The following is a 21,727-nucleotide window of genomic DNA, read 5'->3' on the forward strand; positions in this document are numbered from 1 at the left end:
CTCCAGGCTCCGGGGAGTGGGGTTACTTGCCGGCCCTGCGCTTGTTCCAGACGTCGAAGCCGACCGCCGCCAGCAGCACCAGGCCCTTGATGACCTGCTGGTAGTCCGTGCCGATGCCGACCAGCGACATGCCGTTGTTGAGCACGCCGAGCACCAGGCCGCCGATCACGGCGCCCATCACCGTGCCGACGCCGCCGCTCATCGAGGCGCCGCCGATGAAGGAGGCGGCGATGGCCTCCAGTTCGAAGTTGAGGCCCGCCTGCGGGGTGCCGGCGTTGAGCCGTGCCGCGTACACGCAGCCCGCGAGCGCCGCCAGGACGCCCATGTTGACGAAGACGAGGAAGGTGACGCGCTTGTCCTTGACGCCGGACAGCGTGGCCGCCGCCTTGTTGCCGCCGAGCGCGTACACATGGCGTCCGATGACCGCGTTGCGCATCACGTAGCCGAGGCCGATCAGCAGGGCGCACATGACGAGCATCACCACGGGCACGCCGTGGAAGCTCGCCAGCGTCAGCGTGAACGCCACGACCGCCGCCGTGATGGCCGTGCACTTCGCCGCCCACAGGCCGAACGGCATCACGTCCAGCTCGTAGGCGAGCTGCCGCCGACGGCCCCGCCACTCGCGCAGCAGCAGCAGGACCACCGCGGCCAGGCCGAGCAGCAGCGTCGGGTTGTGGTACTGCGTGTACGGGCCCATCTCCGGGATGAAGCCCTTGGCGAGGTTCTGGAAGCCCTCCGGGAACGGCGCGATCGACTGGCCCTCCAGCACGATCTGGGTGAGGCCGCGGAAGAGCAGCATGCCGGCGAGCGTCACGATGAACGACGGGATGCCGAGGTAGGCGATGAAGAAGCCCTGCCACGCGCCCGCCACCGCGCCGATCAGCAGCGACAGCACCAGCGCGAGCACCCACGGCAGGTCGTGCTTGACCATCATCACCGCCGCCATGGCGCCGACGAAGGCCACCAGCGAGCCGACGGACAGGTCGATGTGCCCGGCGATGATGACGATCATCATGCCCATGGCGAGGATGAGGATGTAGCCGTTCTGCTGGATCAGGTTGGAGACGTTGTTCGGCAGCAGCAGCGTGCCGTCGGTCCATATCTGGAACAGCACGATGATGAAGGCCAGCGCGATCAGCATGCCGTACTGGCGCATGTTGCCCCGCAGGCCGCGCAGGAGCAGCGCGCCCGCCGACGGCTGCGACGGGGTGTCCTGTGGCCGGCGACGCGGGGGAGTGGTCGTGGTCGTCATGGCGGTGCCTCAGCTTCTGTTCATGGTCATCTGGCGCATCAGGACTTCCTGGGTGGCGTCGGCGCGGGCGACCTCACCGGTCAGCCGGCCCGAAGCCATCGTGTAGATCCGGTCGCACATCCCCAGCAGCTCCGGCAGTTCGGAGGAGATGAACAGCACCGCCTTGCCCTGCGCCGCCAGCCGGTCGATGACGGTGTAGATCTCGTACTTGGCGCCGACGTCGATGCCCCGCGTGGGCTCGTCGAGGATCAGCACCTCGGGGTCGGCGTGGATCCACTTGCTGAGCACGACCTTCTGCTGGTTGCCGCCCGACAGCCGCCCCACCTCCTCGAACACCGTCGGCGCCTTGATGTTCATCGTGGTGCGGTACCCCTCGGCGACCCGGCGCTCGTGGTGCTCGTCGACCACGCCCCGGCGCCGCATCCCGGGCAGGGACGCCAGCGAGATGTTGCGGTGGACGGTGTCGATGAGGTTCAGCCCGTACCGCTTGCGGTCCTCCGTGACGTACGCGATGCCCGCCGCGATCGCCGCCGGCACGGTGCCGGTGACCACCTCGCGCCCGTTCACCTCGACCGTCCCGGCGACATAGCCGCCGTACGACCGGCCGAAGACGGACATCGCGAGTTCGGTGCGGCCCGCGCCCATCAGGCCCGCGATGCCGACGATCTCGCCGCGCCGCACGGTCAGCGACACGTCGTCCACGACCAGGCGCTGGGGGTCGGCCGGATGCCGGACCGTCCACCCCCGGACGCGCAGCGCGACCCGGCCCGCGTCCTCGCCCTCGTACCGCGTGCGCTCCGGGAAGCGCTGGTCCAGGTCGCGGCCGACCATGCCCCGGATGATCCGGTCCTCCGACAGCTCCGGTGCGGCGTCCGGCGTCCGGCGGACCGTCAGGGTCTCGATGGTGCGACCGTCGCGCAGGATCGTCACGGCGTCCGTGACGCGCCGGATCTCGTTCAGCTTGTGCGAGATGACGATGCTCGCGACGCCCTGCGCGCGCAGCTCCAGGATGAGGTCGAGGAGCTTCGCGCTGTCCTCGTCGTTGAGCGCGGCCGTCGGCTCGTCGAGGATGAGCAGCTTCACCTCCTTCGCCAGCGCCTTGGCGATCTCCACCAGCTGCTGCTTGCCCACGCCGAGGTCGGCGACCGGGGTCTGCGGCGCCTCGCGCAGCCCGACCCGCTGCATCAGCCGGCTCGCCTCGCGCAGCGTCGCGGTCCAGTCGACGAAGCCGCGCCTGGCCCGCTCGTTGCCGAGGAAGATGTTCTCGGCGATCGACAGGTACGGCACGAGGGCCAGCTCCTGATGGATGATCACGATGCCGCGCCGCTCGCTGGCCCGGATGTCCTTGAACGCCACCGGCTCGCCCTCGAAGCGGATCTCACCCTCGTACGACCCGTGCGGGTGGACGCCGCTGAGGACCTTCATCAACGTCGACTTGCCGGCGCCGTTCTCGCCGCAGACCGCGTGGACCTCCCCGGCGCGCACGGTGAGGTTTACGTCCGAGAGCGCCGTGACGCCCGGGAAGGTCTTGGTGATCCCCCGCATCTGCAGGACCGGGCGCCCGCTCACCGCAGCTGCCCGGCGGTGAAGTAGCCCTCGCGGACGAGGAGATCGGTGTTCGACCTGTCGATGCTCACCGGGTCGAGGAGGTATGCCGGCACGGCCTTCTTGCCGTTGTGGTAGTCGCGGGTGTTGTTGACCTCCGGCGTGCGGCCGTTCAGCACCGCGTCGCCCATCTTCACCGCCTGCGCCGCCAGCTTGCGCGTGTCCTTGAAGACGGTCTGCGTCTGCTCGCCCCGGAGGATCGACTTCACCGACGCCAGCTCCGCGTCCTGCCCGGTGACGATCGGCAGCGGCCGCCCCTTCGACCCGTAACCGGCGCTCTTCAGCGCCGAGATGACACCGATCGAGATCCCGTCGTAGGGCGAGAGGACCGCGTCCACCCGCTCCTCGCCGTAGTTCTTGCTGATCAGGTCGTCCATCCGCTTCTGCGCGGTGCCGCCGTCCCAGCGCAGCGTGGTCGCCTGGTTCATCCGCGTCTGCTTGCTGCGCACCACCAGCCGGCCGGAGTCCAGGTACGGCTTCAGCACCTTCATGGCGCCGTTCCAGAAGTAGGTGGTGTTGTTGTCGTCCGGCGACCCGGCGAACAGCTCGATGGTGTACGAGGCGCCCTTGGCGGCGGGCTCGCCCAGCTTCAGCTTCTCGACGATGTAGCGGGCCTCCAGCTCGCCGACCCGCTCGTTGTCGAACGACGCGTAGTAGTCGACGTGCTCGCTGCCCATGATGAGGCGGTCGTACGCGATCACGGGGATGCCCGCGTCCTCGGCGCGCTGGAGCACCTCGGTGAGCGCGGAGCCGTCGATGGCGGCGACCACCAGCAGCCTGCGCCCCTTGGTGATCATGTTCTCGATCTGGGCGATCTGGTTCTCGACCTTGTCGTCGCCGTACTGGAGGTCGGTCTCGTAACCGGCCTTCTCGAACTGCTCCGCCATGTTCTCGCCGTCGGCGATCCACCGCTCCGACGCCTTGGTCGGCATGGCCAGGCCGATGACGCCGCCCTTGCCCCCGGCGGGCTTGTAGCGGCTGCCGCCGCGGGCCTCCTGGCCGCAGGCGGTGACGGAGACGGCGAGCAGCGCGGCGAGCGCCGCGGCGGCGGTGATACGGGGTACGCGCATGGATCAGTCGCCTTCCGGGACCGGGACGGGAGCGGGGGCGGGAGCGGGAGCGGGGAAGCGGCGGAGCTCACCCGGCAGCCGCGCGCCGAGCGGGGACATCCCGCCGTCGGCGCCGTGGCGGGCCAGCAGGTCCAGCACGAGCCGGCCCCGCCGCACCCGCTCGCGGGCCGTGGCCAGCGCGGTGTCGCGCAGCTGGGCCCCGTACGGGTAGATGCCGGGCGAGCGGCTCAGGCCGAACTTCAGGTACAGCGGGGCGCCGCGCCGGATCAGCTCGGCCACCTCGTACATGCGGATGTAGCCGCCGAGGTCGTCGGGCGCCTCGACGTACATGTCCATCGGGGCCCGGCTGACCCGGCGGATCTCGGTGAGGTGATCCAGGGTCAGGTCGGACGGCACGTTGAGGGAGTCCGCGCCCAGGTGCTCGTAGACGGCGTACGAGGCCGGGTTGACGGGGCCGGTCAGCGCGGACAGCTTGAACGTGGTGCCGGCGGGCAGCCCCCCGGCCTCGCGCAGCCGGTGCAGCGTCCACAGGACGCCCTCGTCGGCGACGAGCAGGCAGCGCACGCCGAGCGAGGCGGCGCGCAGGGCGTCCTCCACGCACCCGGCGAGCGCGTCGTGGCCGCGGGCGCGCAGCCCGGCGCCGCCGGAGTCGGTGCGGGTGCCCGCGCCGATGTCCCAGGTGCCGCGCGGGCCGGTGAACAGGCAGAGCTCGATGTCGCGTTCGGCGCAGGACTCCACCATGTCGGTGATCTCGGCGTCGGTGAGCATCCACACGCCGCTGCCCTGGCTGACGCGGTGCACCGGCACGTGCAGCCGCGAGCTCTCCTTGAGGACGACGGCCAGGGCCTCCGGGCCCTCGACCGACGGGATCTCGGTGCGCCACACCCCCCCGTCGGGGAAGGCGTGCGGCGAGGCGTCGGCCGCCTCCACGGCCGGGGCCGGATGGCCGATCGAGGCGAGGGCGTCGGCGCCGGGGCGCCGGGGGAGGGACGGGGTGGTCACGGGACTCCTAGGTTCCATGCGTTCGGGATACCGAACGCCATTCGGTACGTGGGGTGTACGGCGGTACGGGGGCTGTCAGGCGCACCCCGTACCGCCGTACGGCACAGAGGGAGACGCCGCTACGGGCGCAGCAGCACCTTCCCGGTCTTGGCGTCGCCGCCGCCGACCAGCGCGACGGCGTCCGCGAACCGCTCCAGCGGGAACTCGTGCGTGATCAGCGGCGCGGGATCGAGCAGGCCGAGCCCGAAGGCCCGGACCGCGTCGCACCACGCCGACGACGGGGCGCCGAAGATGCTGCGGATCTCCAGCTGGCTCAGCGACAGGTGCACCGGGTCGATGCCGACCGCGCCGGGCGTGAACATCCCGGTCAGCACCACGCGCCCGCCCCGGCGCGCCAGCAGGCACGACGCGGCGGCCGTCGACGGCGCGCCCGCCGTCTCCACCACGAGGTCGAACCGCCCGCGCAGCGCCTCGGCCTCCTCCGGGGAGAGCGTCTCGCTCGCCCCGAACCGCAGCGCCTGCTCGCCGCGCGCCGCCCGCGGGTCGATCACCGTCAGCTCGGCCGGCGACGACGCGGCCAGCAGCTGCACCGCGAGCAGCCCGAGGGTGCCCGCGCCCACCACCGCGACGCGCTCGCCGGGGCGCGGCCGCCCGGTCCGGACCGCCGCCGCGATCACCGCGGACGGCTCCAGCAGGGCCGCCGCGCGCAGGTCGGCGTCGTCGTGCAGCGGGTGCAGCAGCCGCGCCGGCACGACGACGTGGTCGGCGAACGCGCCCGGCTCGGTGAAGCCGGTCTCGGCGTAGCCGCCGGTGCACAGGCTGGTCTCGCCGCACCGGCACCGCTCGCACCGGCCGCAGGCGCGGAACCCCTCGGCGACCGTCTTGCGGCCGGTCAGCGCCGGGTCCACGCCCGCGCCGACGGCCTCCACGGTGCCGGACCACTCGTGGCCCGGGATCACCGGGTAGCGCACGTACGCGGCGTCGCGGTGGCCGTCGTACACCTCGCGGTCGCTCATGCAGATCCCGGCGGCGGCGACCCGGACGAGGACCTCGCCGGGTCCGGGTGCCGGGACGTCGCGCTCGACCAGCCGGTGCGCGCCCGGCCGGTCGACGACCAGCGCGCGGCTGCGCGGCGGCCCGCTCACTTCGGGGCCCTCTTCTCCCAGCCCTCGGCCCACAGGTCGAACCGCGCCTTCTGCTGCGGGAACTCCGCCGCCGCGTCCACGTCCAGCTCCACGCCCAGGCCCGGCGCGTGCGAGACCTCGAAGCAGCCGGTGGCCGGGTCCACCTGCGGGGCGCCCTTCGCCACCTTCTTGATCTCCGCGTCCGCGAAGTCGTTGAAGTGCTCCAGGATCTTGAAGTTCGGGGTGCAGGCCGCCAGTTGGAGGGAGGCCGCGGTCAGCACCGAGCCGCCGACGTTGTGCGGGGCGACGAGCATGTAGTGCGTCTCGGCGGTCGCCGCCAGCTTCCGTGTCTCCAGGATGCCGCCGATGTGCCCGAGGTCCGGCTGGATGATGTCGGCCGCCTGCGACTCGAACAGCTCGCGGAACTCGATCCGGTCGTGGATCCGCTCGCCCGTCGCCACCGGCAGGTCCACCTTCTCGGCGACCTTCTTCAGCGCCTTGAGGTTCTCCGGCGGCACCGGCTCCTCCAGCCAGGCCGGCGCGAACGGCGCCATCTCCTTCGCCAGCCGCACCGCCGTCGCCGGGCTGAACCGCCCGTGCATCTCCAGCATCAGCTCCGCGTCCGGGCCGATCGCGTCCCGCACCGCCTCGATCAGCGACACCGCGTACCGCGTCTGCTCCGCGTCCAGCTCGAAGTGCCCGGTACCGAACGGGTCGATCTTCAGCGCCCGGTAGCCGCGCGCCACGACCTCCTGCGCCGCCTTGTGGTACGCCTCCGGGGTGCGCTCGGTGGTGTACCAGCCGTTCGCGTACGCCTTGACGCGGTCCGTCACCTTGCCGCCGAGCAGCTGCCAGACCGGCACGCCCAGCGCCTTGCCCTTGATGTCCCAGCACGCCATCTCCACGACCGCGATGCCCGACATGACGATCTCGCCGGCGCGGCCGTAGTCGCCGTACTTCATCCGCCGCACGAGGTCCTCCACCGCGAACGGGTCGGAACCGGCGATGTGGTTGGCCTCGGCCTCCCTCAGGTAGCCGAGCAGCGCGTCGGTGTGGCCGAGCATGCGGGTCTCGCCGACGCCGGTGAGCCCTTCGTCGGTGTGCACGAGCACATAGGTGAGGTTGCGCCAGGGGGTCCCGACGACATGCGTACTGATGCCGGTGATGCGCACGGCAGTGGCCGCCCTTCTGCCCTTTCGGGTCGTTCAGGTCGATCGGTGCGTTCGGTGCGTTGGGTCCGCGTCATGCGACGCGTTCGAGATTTCGTCACACGTTCGAAATCTTGGCGTGACCGTATGCAGTCCCTCCGGAGGTGTCAATGGGTGACGCACGGCCGTTGCCCGTCGAAGTGGCCTGTGGTTAGCCTGTGTTCGTCATACCGGCCACATGCCGGAGTTTCGAACGAAGAGAGGGGTGGCCGGAATGGGCCGTCTCGTCCCCGCGGTGACCAGAGCGCTCGACATCCTGGAGCTGTTCCTGGAGGGAGACGGCACCCTCTCCGCCCCCGAGGTCACCCGCAGGCTCCAGCTGCCCCGCACCACCGTGCACGAGCTGCTCACCACCCTCGCCGCCCGCGCCTACCTGGTGCCCGTCGCCGACCAGCCGGGCCGCTACCGCCTCGGCGTGCGCACCTACCAGCTCGGCAGCCGGTACGCCGAACAGCTCGACCTCGCCGCCGAGGGCCAGCGCGTCGCCCGCGAGGTGGCCGAGACCTGCGACGAGACCGTGCACGTCGCCATCCTCGAGGACCTCGACGTCATCTACATCGCCAAGGTGGACTCCACCCACGCCGTGCGCATGGTCTCCGCCGCCGGGCGCAGGCTCCCGGCCCACTGCACCTCCGTCGGCAAGATGCTCCTCGCCGCCCTCCCCGAGGACGAGCTGGACCGCCGCATCGCCGGCCGCGAGCTGGTGGCCATGACCCCCAACAGCCTCACCGACCCCGACGAGCTGCGCGCCGCGCTCGCCGCGATCCGCGCGCGCGGCATCGCCACCGAGCACCGGGAGTCCAACCCCGACGTCGCCTGCGTCGCCGCGCCCGTACGCGACAGCGCCGGCCGGGTCGTCGCCGCGCTGTCCGTCTCCGTCCCGATGATCCGCTGGAGCGACCAGCGCGAGGCGGAACTCGCCGAACTCGCCGCCAAGGGGGCCGACGACCTCTCCGTCAGCCTCGGCCACCGCGGCGGCACCCGGTGAACCGCGCGCCCGGCCTCGAGGTCGCCGTACGGGAACAGGCCGGGCTCGGCGAGGGCCCCACCTGGGACCCGGCGGCCGGACGGCTCGTCTGGGTCGACATCCTCGGCTCCCGCGTCCACACCTACGCCCCCGGCAGCGGCCGCCGCACCGTCCTGACCACCGGTCAGCACGTCGGCGCCGCCAAGCCGCGCACCGGCGGCGGACTCGTGGTCAACCTGCGGGACGGCATCGGCCTGTACGACGCGGGCGGCGCGTTCCGCTGGCTCCTCCACGACCCCGTCGCCGGGCGCCGCGGCAACGACGCCGCCGTGGCACCCGACGGCGCCCTGTGGGCGGGCACCATGCGCTACGACGAGGCGCCCGGCGGCGGCACCCTGACCCGGATCGCGCCCGACGGGACCGCGGCCGTCGTCTTCCCGGACGTGTCCGTCAGCAACGGCACCGGGTGGAGCCCGGACGGCACGCGCATGTACTACATCGACACCCCCACGCGCCGGATCGACGTCTGCCGCGTCGACGGCGAGCGCGTCGCCGACCGCCGTCCCCTGGCCACGGTCGAGCCCGGCGCCGGCTTCCCGGACGGCCTGACCGTCGACGCCGACGGCTGCGTCTGGGTCGCCCTCTGGGACGGCGGCGCGCTGCGCCGCTACACCCCCGACGGCCGCCTCGACCGCACCGTCGAACTGCCCGTACGCCGCCCCACCGCCTGCGCCTTCGGCGGCCCCGGCCTGCGCGACCTCTACATCACCACCGCCCGCACCGGCCTGTCCCGCCCGCACCCCCTCGCCGGATCGCTCCTCGTCCTGCCGGACGCGGGCGCCGGCCTGCCCGGCACCGCCTTCGGGGGGTGAGGGGGCATGGGGCCCTCACCGGAGGCGCACACCGGGCGACGCACGCCGGCGGAGCGCCCCGCGGCCGACGACGGCCCTCCGGCCGCGCGGCACCGCGGCGGGGACGACGGCCTCGCCGCGGCCGAGTTCCACGCGTTCTTCGAGCGCCACTACGCCGAACTCGCCCGCCTCGCCCACCTGCTGACCGGTGAGGCCGACGCCGCCGACGACCTCGCCGCCGACGCGCTGCTCGCCCTCTGGCACCGCTGGGACCGCGTCCGGGCCGCCGACCACCCGGGCGCGTACGCCAGGGGAGTCGTCGCCAACCTCGCCCGCAGTCGCATCCGCAGCGCCGTACGCGAACGCCGCCGCGTCGCGCTGTTCTGGTCACAGCGCGGCGACCACACCGACGAGCCCGACGTACCGGCGGTCGTCGACGTCCAGGGCGCCCTGCGCCGGCTGCCGTTCCGCAAGCGCGCCTGCGTCGTCCTGCGGCACTCCTTCGACCTCTCCGAACGGGACACCGCGCTCAGCCTCGGCATCTCGGTCGGCACGGTGAAGAGCCAGACCTCCCGGGCGATGGCCCAGCTGGAACAGCTGCTCGGCAGCAGGGCCGCGGCGCGGCTCGCGGAGGGCCTGCGCGACGTCACCGCGTAACGGCGTGGAAATCCGCCGGTCCCGAGCGGCAACCCTTCCTCCCCCGGCGGCGACCAGCAGGCGAAAGGTCTCACCCCCACACCGAAGGAACGGGACCCCATGAGCCGACACGACACCCGCCGCCGCGGCCGTACGGCGTTCGCCGGCGCGGCCGTACTGACCACCGCCGCCCTCGCGGCCGCCCTCACACCGACCCCCGCCGGTGCCGCCGCAGCCTGGCCGACGCCCAACGGCAGCAAGCCCGTCCCGGCGACCATCGAGTTCTCCGGCACGTACGACGGCGGCATGGCCCGCCACTACGGCACCGGCGACCTCGGCGACGGCGGACAGGACGAGGGCCAGGCCCCGCTGTTCCGGCTGAAGGACGGCGCCGTCCTCAAGAACGTCGTCCTCGGCTCCCCGGCCGCCGACGGCGTCCACTGCCTGGGCAGCTGCACGCTGCAGAACGTGTGGTGGGAGGACGTCGGCGAGGACGCCGCCACCTTCAGGTCCTCCTCGTCCGGCGCCGTGTACACCGTCACCGGCGGCGGCGCGAAGAAGGCCTCCGACAAGGTCTTCCAGTTCAACGGCGCGGGCAAGCTGACCATCACCGGCTTCCAGGTCGCCGAGTTCGGCAAGCTGGTGCGCTCCTGCGGCAACTGCTCCACCCAGTACAAGCGCACGATCGTCGTCGACGACGTCGACGTCACGGCGCCGGGTTCCACCATCGCGGGCATCAACACCAACTACGGCGACACGGCCACCCTGCGCAACATCCGCATCCACGGCGACAGCAGCAGGAAGATCAAGCCGTGCGTGCGCTACACCGGCAACAACACGGGAGCCGAACCCGTCCAGACCGGCAGCGGCCCCGACGGCACCTACTGCCGCTACACGGCGTCGGACATCACCTACCGGTAACACCGCGGGCCACGCCACCGCTCCGTCCCCCCGGCCCCGGTCCGGTCAGGCCCCGGTCCCGGACCGGGCCGCGGTCCCGGGGGAGACAATGATCCGGTGACACACGGCCACGGCTACCGCTACCGCGTCCTCGGCACCACCCAGGCGCTCCGCCCCGACGGCACCGAGGCCCCGCTCGCGGGGCCCCGGCTGCGGGCGCTGCTCACCGCGCTCGCGGCCGCCGCCGGGCGGACCGTACCGGTCGCCGGGCTCGCCGCCCACGTCTGGCCGGACGACGACCCCGCCGACGCCCTCCCCGCCGACGAGACGGCCGCGCTCCAGGCCCTGGTCGGGCGGCTGCGCCGGGCGCTGGGACGCGACGCTGTACGCTCCGAGCCGGGCGGCTACCGGCTCGTCGCCCAGCCCGACGACATCGACCTGTTCCGCTTCGAGCGGCTCGCCGCCGACGGCGCCGCCGCCCTCGCCGCCGGTGACCCGGCCGCCGCGGCCCGCCTGCTCGACGAGGCGCTCGGCCTGTGGCGTGGCCCCGCGCTGGCCGACCTGCCCGGCCGGGACCGCGACCCCCTCGCCGTACGGGCGCGCCTGCGGCACACCGAGGCACGCCGGGACCGCCTCGCCGCCGAGGTCGCGCTCGGCCGCCCGCAGGGCGCCCTGCCGGGCCTCGCCGAACTCGTCGCGGACCGGCCGCTGGACGAGCCCCTCGCCACGCTGCGGATCCGGGCGCTGCGCGCGGCCGGACGCCCGGCCGAGGCGCTCCAGGCGTACGAGGAGGTCCGGGCCGTGCTCGCCGCGCGCCTGGGCACCGCGCCGGGCCCGGAACTGCGGGGCCTGCACGCGGAGCTGCTGACCGCGGACGACGAGCCACGGCGGGAGCCGGAGCGCGAGCCGGCACCGGGCCAGGGCCCGGGGCACGTACCGCACCCGCATCCGGACCGGGGCCCGCGGCGCGTTCCGCACCCGCATCCCGCGCCGTCCGGGAACCTGCGCGCCCGCCTGACCTCCTTCATCGGCCGCGACACCGAACTGACCGCCCTCGCCGAGGAGATCCGCCGCCACCGCCTGGTCACCCTCCTGGGCCCCGGCGGCGTCGGCAAGACCCGGCTGGCCCTCGAAACCGCGGACTCCACCGCCTGGCCCGACGGCGTCTGGGCCGCCGGACTCGCCCCCGTACGCGACGAGGACGCCGTCGTCGAGACCGTCCTGACCGCCCTCGGCGCGCGCGAGCCGCTCCGCTGGAGCGCCGACGGCCGGGGCCGCGACCCGCTCGCCCACCTGCTGGAGCACTGCGGACGGCGGCGCCTGCTGCTGGTGCTCGACAACTGCGAGCACGTCATCGGCGCCGCCGCCCGCCTCGCCGACACCCTGCTGGCCGCCTGCCCCGGCGTCACCGTGCTCGCCACCAGCCGCGAGCCCCTCGGTGTCCCCGGCGAAGCCGTACGGCCGGTCGAGCCGCTTCCCGAGGACGCGGCGCTGCGGCTGCTCGCCGAGCGGGGCGCGGCGGCCCGCCCAGGGTTCGACGTGGCGGACGACCCGGACGCCTGCGCCGAGATCTGCCGGCGCCTCGACGGCCTGCCCCTCGCCATCGAACTGGCCGCCGCCCGCCTGCGCGCCCTGACACCCCGTCAGATCGCCGACCGCCTCGACGACCGCTTCCGCCTCCTGACCGGTGGCAGCCGCACCGCGCTGCCCCGCCAGCAGACCCTGCGCGCGGTCGTCGACTGGTCCTGGGACCTGCTCGACGCGGCCGAACGGGCGGTGCTGCGCCGCCTGGCGGTCTTCTCCGGCGGCTGTTCCCTGCCCCTCGCCGAGGAGGTCTGCGCCGAGCCCGACACCCTCGAACGCCTCACCTCCCTCGTCGACAAGTCCCTCGTCGTCGCCGCCCCGGCGGCCGACGGCACCATGCGCTACCGGCTCCTGGAGACCGTCGCCGACTACGCCGCCGCCCGCCTCGACGAGGCGGGGGAGCGGGAGACCACCGCCCGCCGCCACCTGAGAGCCCTGCGCGAACTCGCCCGGACCGGCGACCACGAGCTGCGCGGCCCCCGCCAGACCGAGTGGCTGAACGCCTTCGAGACGGAGCACGACAACCTCCGCGCCGCCCTGCGCACCGCCGTCGAGCTCGGCGAGGAACAGGAGGGTCTCTGCCTGGCCCTCTCCCTCAACTGGTTCTGGCAGCTGCGCGGCCACCAGAGCGACGCCCGCGTCTGGTCGGCGGCCGTCGCCGCCCTCGGCCCCGACCCCTTCGTGGAGCCTGTCCGGCCGGCCGTGCCGATGGCCGCCCGCTGCACCGAGGTGCCGCCCCCGTGGGACGAGGAGACGCTGTGGGAGGCGCGGCGCGGCGTGCGCCTGCTGGTCTTCGCCTCCGACGGCAGCCAGGGCACCGCCGCCCTGGAGAATCCCGAGAACCGCGCCTACATGCGGGCCATCGCCGACGCCTACCGCCCAGGCCTGCCGCAGAACAGCCGCCAGCCCGGGGCCATGTGGTTCTTCGTCCGCATGCTCCTCGGCGAGTTCCGGGGCATCCCCGACACCATGGCGGCCGTCGTGGAGTGCTGTCGCGCGCACGGCGACGACGTGGACCTCGGCTTCGCCCTGCTGATGCGCGCCAAGATCCTCCCGGACGGGTACGCCGACGCCGACGAGGCCCTCGCCCGGTTCGAGGCGGCCGGCGACCTGTGGGGCGCCTCCGAATCGCTCTCCGCGCGCGGCGAGGCCCACGAGCGCGCCGGCCGGTACGCCGAGGCCGCCCGCGACTTCGAGCGGGCCCTGGCCCGCGCCGAGCGGGTCGGCGCGCACAGCCAGGCCGTCTTCCAGGCCCGCCTCGCGTCGGTACGGCTCCGCCTCGCCACCAGGCCCGCCGAGCGCGAGGGCGCCGAACGCCTGCTGCTCGACGCCGCCGAGACGGCCCGCACGTACAGCGTCGAGACCGTCTCCACCGCGCGGCTCCTGCTCGCCCAGCACTACGGCCGCAGCGGCCGCGTCCCGCTCGCACGCCACCAGCTCCGGCTCATCGAGGAGGAGTTCACCCCCGCCATGGCCGCGATGTTCACCGGGATGCTCCTCGGCCTGCACGCCTGGCTGGACTGCCTCGACGGCGACCACGCGGGCGCCCGCCGCCGCCTCGCCCGCGCCGTGCGCCTGCTGGAGACCCTGGCCTATGTGGTCGCCCCGCACATGATCCTCGCCCAGTTCGCGACCGCCGCCTGGGCGATGGCCCACCACGGCGACCCCCACGACGGCGCCCGGCTGCTCGGCGCGTACGACCGGCACGTCACGGTGGCCTCCGGGACGGGCTTCCGCCACCTCCCGGTCGACGCCGAGAGGGAGGTGCGGGACCGCGCCGAGACCGAGCTGCGCGCGGTCCTCGACGAGGCGGCGTACGCCCGCGCCCACGCCGAGGGCGGCGACCTCGCCCTGAGGGAGGCCGCCGCCCTCGTACGCTGACCGTCCGCGCCGCCGGACCTACGGTGTCCGCGCCGCCGCACCGCCGCCGAGGCCGTCGACGTACGCGGCGACCCACGCCAGCGGGGCGTTCCAGTTGATGGTGATCTCGTTGGTGGACCAGGACTCGATGTCGTCGAGGTAGCACATCGCCGGGGCGCAGCCCTTCAGCTTGGCCTGTGCGACCGGGTCCTGGATGGCGTCGTTCGGGCCGCCCGCCAGCGAGCCCGGTGCCGGGTTCGGCAGGGACGGGTCGAGCTGGTGGGCCCAGAAGCGGTGGTGCTGGTTGTGCGAGTCCCGCTCGCCGTAGCCGGTGACGTACGACTGGTTGAGCGGGTTGCGGCCCAGGAGGTAGTCCAGGCCGCGCAGCACGGCGTCCCGGTAGACGCTCCGCCCCGTCAGGTCGTGGGCCGTGCCGAGGACGACCATGTTGTTGGCCACCTGGCTGTTGGAGCCCCACACGTAGTGGCCGTCCGGCGGCGCGTAGGGCAGGCCGTACGCGGTGCGCGCGGAGTCGGCCGCGTAACCGTCCGCCGCCTGGGTCACCATGGCCCGTACCGCCGTGCGCTGCTTGGCGGTCAGCTTGCTCGGCACGGTGGCCAGGTCGAGCGCGCCCAGGCCCGCCACCGCGCCCCAGGACATGCCGCCGCGCGGGAAGACCGCGTCGGTGTCGCCGTGCAGCGGGGAGCGCAGCACCTCCTGGCGGTAGACGTCCTTGCCGGTGGTCAGGAAGAGCTCGGCGGCCGCCCAGTAGAACTCGTCGCGTACGTCGTCGTCGGGGTAGGCACCGCCACCCGTGCCGTCGTCCGGGTCGGCCAGGACGTCCGGGTGGGCCTTGGCTGCGTGCCAGGCGGTCAGCGCCGCCGTGCGGCAGCGGGCGGCGAAGGCCTTGTCGTACGGGGCGAAGAGCCGGGCGCACTGGGCGGCCGTGGCGGCCAGGTTGAGGGTGGCCGCGGTGGTCGGCGGGTGCAGTTCGCGCGGCTGCGGGTCGGTGTGCGGGGGAGTGGGCAGCCCGGTCCACGCCTTGTCGTGCAGCTTGTGGTGGACCATGCCGGCCAGCGGTTCGCCCGCCGGGACCTGCATGCGCATCAGGAAGTCCATCTCCCAGCGGACCTCGTCGAGGATGTCCGGGACGCGGTTGCCGTGCTCGGGCAGCCGCAGCCTGCCGTCCGCGAACGGCGCCCCGTCCGCGCTCGGCTCGGTCAGCGTCCGCTCGTACGCCGACATCAGCTGGGCCACGGAGATGCCGCCGTTGACGACGTACTTGCCGTGGTCGCCGGCGTCGTACCAGCCGCCCGCCGCGTCGAGGCGGTAGTCGCACACGCCCGGCTGGCACGGCACGTCGTGGTCGCCCTGGTTGGGGCTCACATTGAGGTGCCCGGCGGGGCGGGCGTACGCGGGGCCGACGATGGCGGCGTCGATCTCGATGCCGCTGCGGTTGTGGTAGAAGTACGCGAGCGCGTCGGTGACCAGCGAGGAGTACAGGCCGTCACCGATCGCGAACGGCTCGCTCCGTTCGCCCGCGACGGTGACCGTGTAACCCTCACCGGCGGTGGTCACCGCGCTGAAGTCGAAGGTGTGGACGTGCTGCCGCGAGGTGGGGTCCACCCCGGCCGGGGTGGTCGTGCCGCTCGCCCGGGTCGTCCCGCCGGCGTCGGTGAGCGTCCACGGCAGCGGTTCGGCGGCGTCGCTGACGACGGTGCCGCCCTTGGGGCCGTGGGGGAGGTAGCCGACCTGGTTGACGCGCACCGGGGAGCCGGTGTCCGGTTCGTACGGAGGCGGCTGCGTGCCGCCCCGCAGGGAGACGTCGTCGACGCAGAAGGTGTACGCCGCCGCGCTGCCCCCGATCTGGAAGGCGAGCTGGGCGGCCGTGTGGTCGGCGCCCGCCGTGAAGGTGTGCGTGACGCGGGCGGCCGTGGGGCCGACGGGCTGCGCGGCGCCGAGCTCCGTGGTCCACGGCTCGGTCGCCATCTGGACGTTGGTGCGGATGGTGACGGGCGTCGTCGCCGTCGCCGTGTAGCTGAGCGCGTACCCCTCGCCGGCGGTCAGGGGCAGGGCGTTCTGCCCGATGATCGCGTCCCAGGGGTTGGCCGTGCCCGCCGGGACCTCGGCGCACAGGCGCCCGTCCACGACGGCGGCCGGGCTGCCCGCGGTCCACCACCAGGAGGTGGTGCCGTTCGAGAAGTCACCGTTGCTGATCAGCTCGGGTACGTCCGCGGCTGGTTCCGCCGCGCTGGCGGGTACCACCAGGGCCCCGGCCAGCAGCCCGGCGAGGGCGGCGGCGAGGCGGGCGGTTCGTCTTCGGTGGGGCTGCTGATGCGACACGCTGCGTTCCTCGGGGGGAGTGGGGACGGTCGGTGGACGTTCATGGGAGCGCTCCCAATCTCGGGGTCGGGAGAGTCGGCGTCAAGATGTCGCACACCGCGGGTTCGACTTGTCCGACACAGCGGCGGTCCCCCGGGTGTAGGGGATGCGTTCGGGGTACCCGGCGACGACAATGACTGCAGGACGAACAAGGAGGCGGCATGAACGCTGAGCCCGATTCGACCTCCCAGCGAGAGCGCGTCACGCCGGACAAGCTGCTGCACAGCGGCGCCGAGAGCGGGGAATTCACCGCGGAGGACCTGGTCCTCGCCTCAGGGCGTGACGTGAACCCGAAGAACATGGCCTGGGCCGAACGCCGGCTGGCCGAGAAGGGCAAGGCCGCCCTCGACGAACTGCTCCCCTGACCCTCCGGCACCCTCGCCCCAGCGCGCGGGCCCCGCGGCCGCGCCCCCGAGCGGGCGGCGCGGCCGCGGCCCCGCGCGCGTGGGCGGGCTGTCGCGGTGGACGGGCACCCGGCTTCCGAGCGGCTGCACACCTTTCGTGACCGGGGGCCATGCGACCGGGGAGCCCCGTGCGGTGGGGGAGGCTCTCTACCGCTCGGACGCGCTGAGCGAACCGAGCGGCGGCCACGGGGCGCGATACCTCGCCCTGGGCGGGCGCACGGTCATCGACCTGCGTTACGCCTGGGAGATCGACACCAAGGACCCCGTAGGGCTCCACGAGATGTTCCGCGCCCACCGGCCCGGCGCCACGGCCGCGATGGGCGCGTACGCACGTGACCTGCCGGTGCGGCCGCGAGCTGATGGCGGCGGGCGGGCCGCCGGAGAGTCCCGGCGGCCCGCCCCTGCCTCACATCACCCGCAGGGAGCTCCTCACGCCGCCCGCAGGGAGGCCGGCGAGTGGCGCAGGGACGTGCGGCCCGCGTCCCACGCCCCCAGCACATGGGCGTCCCAGCGGTCGTCCAGCCACACCGTCGCCCGGATGCCGAAGGCGACGTCCGCCGCCAGCTCCGGCTCGCGGGCCAACAGGTCGCCGAGAACGTCGCGGCGCATCACCTGCTCGTGGACCGCGTCCGCCTCGATGTGCTCGGTGAAGAACCGGACGCACCGCTCCTCCGCGCCCAGCCGCTCCAGCGCCTTCGCCATCCGCCGGGCCCCCGGCGGCGAGGTGATCTCCAGGACCGCGAAGTTCCCGGCGGCCGCGCCCCGCAGCGAGCGGTGCAGCCCGAACAGCGACATCGCGTTCACCACGGCCAGCGTCGCCGCCGGGGCCAGGTCCAGGTAGCGCCCGTACGACGAGTCCAGCCCGGCCCCCTCCATGAGGTCCGCGTACAGCCGCGCGTGCACTCGCTCGCCGCGCCCGCCGCCGAACTCGTCGAACGCCACCGCCACCAGCGAGGCCTTGGCCTGCCCCTCCAGGCGCGGAATCAGCCACGCCTGCGGATCGGACTCCTTCAGCTGGTACAGCGAGCGGTGCACCAGGTACTCCCGCATCAGCTCCCAGGTGCCCGCCTCCATCAGCCGGTGCGAGACCCCGTGCCCGTCGACGGGCTCCACCAGCAGCGGCGCCAGGGCGCCGTCCACGTCGCCGTCCCCGGGTACCGCCTCGCGCAGCGCCGCCAGGAACGCCTCCTCCATCGGCCGGCGCAGCCCCAGCAGCGCCGGGTCCCACTCCCGCTCGCCGGAGACGCCCTCGAGGTCCCGGTAGTGCGGTTCGTACGCCAGGTACAGCGCCAGCTGCAGGTCCTCGCCCAACGGGTCGGCCTCCAGGACGCCGGCGTCCGGCGGTGGCGCCGCCTCGCCCAGCAGCACCCGCCGCACGGCCGCCGACAGCGGGCCGCGCGGTTCGGGCAGGGGAGCGGGCCTCCGGCTCATGTGTCGTCCTCCTTCACGTTCTCCTCCGCCTCACCTTCCGCGCCCTCGGCGCCTTCCTCGACCTCGTACTGCTCCAGCGGCCGCAGCGCGGGCCCCTGCACCACCTTGCCGTCGACGTCGAAGCGCGAACCGTGGCACGGGCACTCCCACGCGCACTCTTCGTCGTTGAAGTGCACGATGCAACCCAGGTGCGTACAGCGCGCCGACACCGCGTGCAGCGCCCCCGACGCGTCCCGGTGCACCGCGAGCCGCTGGCCCCCGACGCGTACCACCGCACCGGCGCCCGGCGCGATGTCGGCGGTCGAGTCGGCGTGCGCGCCCGGCAGCCGGTCGCCGATGAAGTGCTTGCCGACCTGCGCCTGGAGCCGCAGCATCGCGGGCGCCTCGCGCACCGGGTGCAGCCGCACCGGGTCGTACAGGCTCGTCCAGGCGGGCTCGCGGCCCCGAATGCGGCCGGCCAGCAGATCGCCGGCCATCACCCCGTTGCTCATGCCCCAGCCGGCGAAGCCGGTCGCCACGTACGCGTGCCGGGCGCCGGCGTGCAGGCGCCCGATGTACGGCACCCGGTCGGTGGTGAAGTTGTCCTGCGTCGCCCACCGGTGCGTGAGCTCCACGCCCGGGAACCGCTCGCGAGCCCAGGCCTCCAGCTTCTCGTACCGCTCGCCGACCTCACCCGGCTCCTCCGTCCCGGGCGTGAACTTCTCACCGGTGACGATCAGCATGCGCCGCCCGTCGCCGTACGGCGCCGTCCGCACCGAGCGCGTCCCGCCCTCCGGCGTCAGGAAGACGCCGCCCGGGTCCTGCTCCGCCGGGATCGGCCCGGCCACCACCAGCTCGCGCTTCGGCTCCAGCCGGGTGAACAGCAGCCCCCGGTCGAAGACCGGGTAGTGCGTCGCGACCACGACGTCCCGGGCCTTGACCGTGTGCCCGCTGCTCGTGGTCAGCTCGCACGGCGAGCCCTCCTGCAGCCGCGTCACCCGGGTCCGCTCGAAGATCCGCCCGCCCAGCACCTCCAGGTCGGCGGCGAGCGCCAGCAGGTACTTCCGCGGATGGAACTGCGCCTGGTTCTCCACCTTGACCGCGCCCGCCACCGGGAAGGGCAGCGGCACCTCCGTCTCGTACGAGGCGGCCAGACCCGCCGCGCGCGCCGCCTCCGCCTCCTCGCGCAGTTTGTCGGCCATGGCCGGGTCCTCGGTGTACGTGTATGCGGGCAGCGCCTCCAGGTCGCAGTCGATGCCCAGCTCCTCGGACACCTGCGCCACCCGCTCGACCGCGATCTGCTGCGAGTGCGCGTACAGCCGCGCCCCGCGCGCACCGTGGACCGACTGGATCTCGGCGTACGCCAGGCCGTGCAGGGACGACAGCTTCGCCGTGGTGTGGCCGGTCACCCCGGATGCGATCCGGTCGGCCTCCAGCAGCACCACCGGATGCCCGGCACGGGCCACCTCCCACGCCGTGCACAGCCCGGCGATACCGCCCCCGACGACCGCGACCTCGGTCTCGATGGAGCCGTCCAGGGGCGGACGGACGGGGCCGGGGGCGTACTCCATCCACAGCGAGCCGGAGGCGGGGTCGTTCGTCATCGCTCACTCCTCACAGCAGCCGTCCACATCGTCGTCTTGATAGTCACGTTTCCGATACACACCGTTTCGATCGTTTCGCGAGAGATCTTTGAGGTACCCGCTACACATGCGGCTACTCAAACCACGTGGTGTGTACGAGCCCCAGGAGGACACGGAGCTGCTTGCGAAGGCCGCCCGCAGCGAACTGCGTACCCTGCATCTCCCCGCCCACGCCGAGATCCTCGACGTGGGCACCGGAACGGGTGCGCTGGCGCTGCTGGCGGCCGAGTGGACAGCGGCGCGGGTGACCGCCGTGGACATCTCCTGGCGCGCCGTGCTCGCCGCGCGCTACAACGCCCGCCGGCGAGGCCTGCCCGTCGAGGTGCGCCACGGAGACCTGACCGGACCGGTCGAGGGCCGGACCTTCGACCTCATCCTGGCGAACCCGCCGTACGTGGCCTCGCCACGTCCGGCACACGGCCCCGCGCGCTCCTGGAACGCCGGGACCGACGGGCGCGCCGTCCTGGACCGGCTGTGCGAGCGGGTGCCCGGGCTGCTGCGCGACGGGGGCGTCCTGCTCCTGGTGCAGTCGGCGCTCAGCGGCGTGGGCACCACGCTCGAGCAGCTCGGCGACCGGGGGCTGAGCACCCGGGTGACCCTGCGCACCCGGATCCCCTTCGGGCCGGTGATGGACGACCACGCCGAATGGCTGGAGGAGCGCGGCCTCATCCCGCCCGGCGAGCGCAAGGAAGAGCTGGTGGTGATCCGTGCCCAGCGGACGTGACCCCCGACGCGTCGTCGTCGATCCCGAAGGACCGCTGCTGCTCGACGGGCCGGTCGAGGTACGCCTGCCCGACGGCACCACGGCGTGCTCCGACCGGTTCATGGTGGCGGTGTGCACCTGCCGGCGCAGCCGCCGCTACCCGTGGTGCGACACGAGCCACCGGCGCAGGACCCGTACGGAAGCGGAACGGCCGGGGAACCGCGGGGAGGATGAATGAAACGTCCGCGACTGCGCACTCGTACCCCATGAGCCACCCGAACCCGGACCCAGATCCGGACCGCACCCCCGGCCTGGAAGCCGGCGGCGGCGTTCCGCCCGGCGAGACACCGCCCGCGGAGTCGAGCATGTCCGAGGCCGGGCCGCGGGAGACGCACAACCCGACGACCGGCTGGGCGAAGGCCCCGCTGGTCCTGATCCTGCTCATCGTGGTGCTGGTCGCGGCGCTGTTCGCCGCGATGGCCGTGATGATCGCACTGTGAACCCGCAGTACCTGTGAACCTGCGAACCTGTGAAGCGAAGGAGCTCGAAACACATGACAACCGCACGTCAGCTGATGACCGAGGGCGTCGAGTGCATCGGCGAGAACGACACGCTCCTGAAGGCCGCCGAGGAGATGAAACGGCTCGGGGTCGGAGCGATGCCGATCTGCGGCGAGGACGACAAGCTCAAGGGCATGCTGACCGACCGCGACATCGTGGTGAAGTGTCTCGGCGCGGGCAAGGACCCGGCGAAGACCACCGCGGGTGAACTCGCCCAGGGCGAGGTCGTGTACGTGGGCGCCGACGACAACGCGCAACTGGTGCTGCGCAAGATGTCCGAGCACAAGGTGCGCCGGCTCCCGGTCATCGACGACCACCGGCTGGTCGGCATGGTCGCCCAGGCCGACGTGGCCCGCGCCCTCCCGGACCCCCAGGTCGGCGACCTCCTGCAGGCGCTCTCCACGGACTAGCGGAAGCGTGACCGAAGGGGCGGGGGGGGGGGGGGGGGGGGGGGACCCCCCCCCCCCCCCCCCCCCCCTCCCCCCCCCCCCCCCCCCCCCCCCCCCCCCCTTCCCCCCCCCCCCCCCCCACCCTCCCCCCCCCCCCCCCCCTCTCTCCCCCCACCA

The 21,727-nt window shown here is 73.7% G+C and carries 19 protein-coding genes; 10 read left to right on the forward strand and 9 right to left on the reverse strand.

The features are described from left to right. Positions 1-22: 22 nt before the first annotated feature. The 6 genes from mmsB to ACZ42X_RS30310 form a co-directional block, all read right to left on the reverse strand. On the reverse strand, positions 23-1,252 hold the full coding sequence (gene mmsB, locus ACZ42X_RS30285) for a multiple monosaccharide ABC transporter permease (RefSeq protein WP_468296678.1): 1,230 nt from the start codon (positions 1,250-1,252) through the stop codon (positions 23-25). 9 nt (positions 1,253-1,261) lie between these two features. Beyond that, complete coding sequence (gene mmsA, locus ACZ42X_RS30290; protein ID WP_468296680.1) at positions 1,262-2,821, reverse strand: multiple monosaccharide ABC transporter ATP-binding protein; 1,560 nt, start codon at positions 2,819-2,821, stop codon at positions 1,262-1,264. Beyond that, positions 2,818-3,927 (reverse strand): multiple monosaccharide ABC transporter substrate-binding protein, encoded by a 1,110-nt coding sequence (chvE, locus tag ACZ42X_RS30295; RefSeq protein WP_468296683.1) that lies wholly within the window; start codon positions 3,925-3,927, stop codon positions 2,818-2,820. The genes mmsA and chvE overlap by 4 nt, the downstream gene beginning before the upstream one ends. 3 nt (positions 3,928-3,930) lie before the next feature. After that, complete coding sequence (locus tag ACZ42X_RS30300) at positions 3,931-4,947, reverse strand: hypothetical protein (RefSeq protein ID WP_468296686.1); 1,017 nt, start codon at positions 4,945-4,947, stop codon at positions 3,931-3,933. 101 nt (positions 4,948-5,048) lie between these two features. After that, a complete protein-coding gene (locus tag ACZ42X_RS30305) occupies positions 5,049-6,074 on the reverse strand; it encodes a zinc-dependent alcohol dehydrogenase (protein ID WP_468296689.1) in 1,026 nt (341 codons plus the stop codon). Next, positions 6,071-7,225, reverse strand: a complete 1,155-nt coding sequence (locus tag ACZ42X_RS30310; RefSeq protein ID WP_468296692.1) for a mandelate racemase/muconate lactonizing enzyme family protein — start codon at positions 7,223-7,225, stop codon at positions 6,071-6,073. Before ACZ42X_RS30310 ends, ACZ42X_RS30305 begins: the two co-directional genes overlap by 4 nt. 250 nt (positions 7,226-7,475) lie before the next feature. Here ACZ42X_RS30310 and ACZ42X_RS30315 point away from each other — a divergent pair, with 250 nt between their 5' ends. From ACZ42X_RS30315 to ACZ42X_RS30335, 5 genes are all read left to right on the forward strand, one after another. Next, complete coding sequence (locus tag ACZ42X_RS30315; RefSeq protein ID WP_361425105.1) at positions 7,476-8,249, forward strand: IclR family transcriptional regulator; 774 nt, start codon at positions 7,476-7,478, stop codon at positions 8,247-8,249. Further along, entirely contained in the window at positions 8,246-9,100 is an 855-nt protein-coding gene (locus tag ACZ42X_RS30320; protein ID WP_468296695.1) for an SMP-30/gluconolactonase/LRE family protein, read from the forward strand. The genes ACZ42X_RS30315 and ACZ42X_RS30320 overlap by 4 nt, the downstream gene beginning before the upstream one ends. A 6-nt stretch (positions 9,101-9,106) precedes the next feature. Continuing rightward, a complete protein-coding gene (locus tag ACZ42X_RS30325; RefSeq protein ID WP_468296698.1) occupies positions 9,107-9,736 on the forward strand; it encodes a SigE family RNA polymerase sigma factor in 630 nt (209 codons plus the stop codon). Positions 9,737-9,835: 99 nt separating this feature from the next. Next, a complete protein-coding gene (locus ACZ42X_RS30330) occupies positions 9,836-10,636 on the forward strand; it encodes a pectate lyase (RefSeq protein WP_468296701.1) in 801 nt (266 codons plus the stop codon). Between the two features lie 96 nt (positions 10,637-10,732). Next, complete coding sequence (locus tag ACZ42X_RS30335; protein ID WP_468296703.1) at positions 10,733-14,080, forward strand: AfsR/SARP family transcriptional regulator; 3,348 nt, start codon at positions 10,733-10,735, stop codon at positions 14,078-14,080. An 18-nt stretch (positions 14,081-14,098) separates the two neighbouring features. Here the strand turns inward: ACZ42X_RS30335 and ACZ42X_RS30340 are convergent, their stop codons facing one another. Further along, positions 14,099-16,402, reverse strand: a complete 2,304-nt coding sequence (locus ACZ42X_RS30340; protein WP_468296706.1) for a glycoside hydrolase family 9 protein — start codon at positions 16,400-16,402, stop codon at positions 14,099-14,101. Positions 16,403-16,602: 200 nt separating this feature from the next. Between ACZ42X_RS30340 and ACZ42X_RS30345 the strand changes: the two genes are divergently transcribed. Next, entirely contained in the window at positions 16,603-16,806 is a 204-nt protein-coding gene (locus tag ACZ42X_RS30345) for a hypothetical protein (protein WP_355368254.1), read from the forward strand. A 468-nt stretch (positions 16,807-17,274) separates the two neighbouring features. On the opposite strand, the gene ACZ42X_RS30350 is transcribed toward ACZ42X_RS30345, so the two are convergent. Together ACZ42X_RS30350 and ACZ42X_RS30355 are read right to left on the reverse strand one after the other, a co-directional pair. Beyond that, complete coding sequence (locus ACZ42X_RS30350) at positions 17,275-18,276, reverse strand: iron-containing redox enzyme family protein (RefSeq protein ID WP_468296710.1); 1,002 nt, start codon at positions 18,274-18,276, stop codon at positions 17,275-17,277. Next, positions 18,273-19,859, reverse strand: a complete 1,587-nt coding sequence (locus ACZ42X_RS30355) for an FAD-dependent oxidoreductase (protein ID WP_468296713.1) — start codon at positions 19,857-19,859, stop codon at positions 18,273-18,275. Before ACZ42X_RS30355 ends, ACZ42X_RS30350 begins: the two co-directional genes overlap by 4 nt. A 130-nt stretch (positions 19,860-19,989) precedes the next feature. Between ACZ42X_RS30355 and ACZ42X_RS30360 the strand changes: the two genes are divergently transcribed. From ACZ42X_RS30360 to ACZ42X_RS30375, 4 genes are read left to right on the forward strand one after another with little or no spacing between them, the layout of a single operon-like run. Then, positions 19,990-20,622 (forward strand): HemK2/MTQ2 family protein methyltransferase, encoded by a 633-nt coding sequence (locus ACZ42X_RS30360; protein ID WP_468296715.1) that lies wholly within the window; start codon positions 19,990-19,992, stop codon positions 20,620-20,622. Continuing rightward, positions 20,606-20,839, forward strand: coding sequence for a CDGSH iron-sulfur domain-containing protein (locus ACZ42X_RS30365; RefSeq protein WP_468296717.1), 234 nt, complete (start codon positions 20,606-20,608; stop codon positions 20,837-20,839). Before ACZ42X_RS30360 ends, ACZ42X_RS30365 begins: the two co-directional genes overlap by 17 nt. A gap of 28 nt (positions 20,840-20,867) precedes the next feature. Beyond that, the gene (locus ACZ42X_RS30370) at positions 20,868-21,101 is read left to right on the forward strand and encodes a DUF6480 family protein (RefSeq protein ID WP_361425072.1); all 234 of its coding nucleotides are present in this window, start codon (positions 20,868-20,870) and stop codon (positions 21,099-21,101) included. A gap of 53 nt (positions 21,102-21,154) precedes the next feature. Continuing rightward, positions 21,155-21,571 carry a CBS domain-containing protein gene (locus tag ACZ42X_RS30375; protein WP_468296719.1) on the forward strand — a complete coding sequence of 139 codons (417 nt, stop codon included), beginning with the start codon at positions 21,155-21,157 and terminating at the stop codon, positions 21,569-21,571. Positions 21,572-21,727 lie beyond the last annotated feature (156 nt).

This window comes from Streptomyces sp. NPDC030862 (assembly GCF_055571835.1).

Excerpts from the sequence above, each read along its gene's own strand:
- mmsB (WP_468296678.1), bottom strand. The coding sequence starts at position 1,252 with ATGACGACCACGACCACTCCCCCGCGTCGCCGGCCACAGGACACCCCG.
- chvE (WP_468296683.1), bottom strand. The coding sequence starts at position 3,927 with ATGCGCGTACCCCGTATCACCGCCGCCGCGGCGCTCGCCGCGCTGCTC.
- ACZ42X_RS30300 (WP_468296686.1), bottom strand. The coding sequence starts at position 4,947 with ATGGAACCTAGGAGTCCCGTGACCACCCCGTCCCTCCCCCGGCGCCCC.
- ACZ42X_RS30315 (WP_361425105.1), top strand. The coding sequence starts at position 7,476 with ATGGGCCGTCTCGTCCCCGCGGTGACCAGAGCGCTCGACATCCTGGAG.
- ACZ42X_RS30325 (WP_468296698.1), top strand. The coding sequence starts at position 9,107 with ATGGGGCCCTCACCGGAGGCGCACACCGGGCGACGCACGCCGGCGGAG.
- ACZ42X_RS30330 (WP_468296701.1), top strand. The coding sequence starts at position 9,836 with ATGAGCCGACACGACACCCGCCGCCGCGGCCGTACGGCGTTCGCCGGC.
- ACZ42X_RS30345 (WP_355368254.1), top strand. The coding sequence starts at position 16,603 with ATGAACGCTGAGCCCGATTCGACCTCCCAGCGAGAGCGCGTCACGCCG.
- ACZ42X_RS30350 (WP_468296710.1), bottom strand. The coding sequence starts at position 18,276 with ATGAGCCGGAGGCCCGCTCCCCTGCCCGAACCGCGCGGCCCGCTGTCG.
- ACZ42X_RS30355 (WP_468296713.1), bottom strand. The coding sequence starts at position 19,859 with ATGACGAACGACCCCGCCTCCGGCTCGCTGTGGATGGAGTACGCCCCC.
- ACZ42X_RS30370 (WP_361425072.1), top strand. The coding sequence starts at position 20,868 with ATGAGCCACCCGAACCCGGACCCAGATCCGGACCGCACCCCCGGCCTG.
- ACZ42X_RS30375 (WP_468296719.1), top strand. The coding sequence starts at position 21,155 with ATGACAACCGCACGTCAGCTGATGACCGAGGGCGTCGAGTGCATCGGC.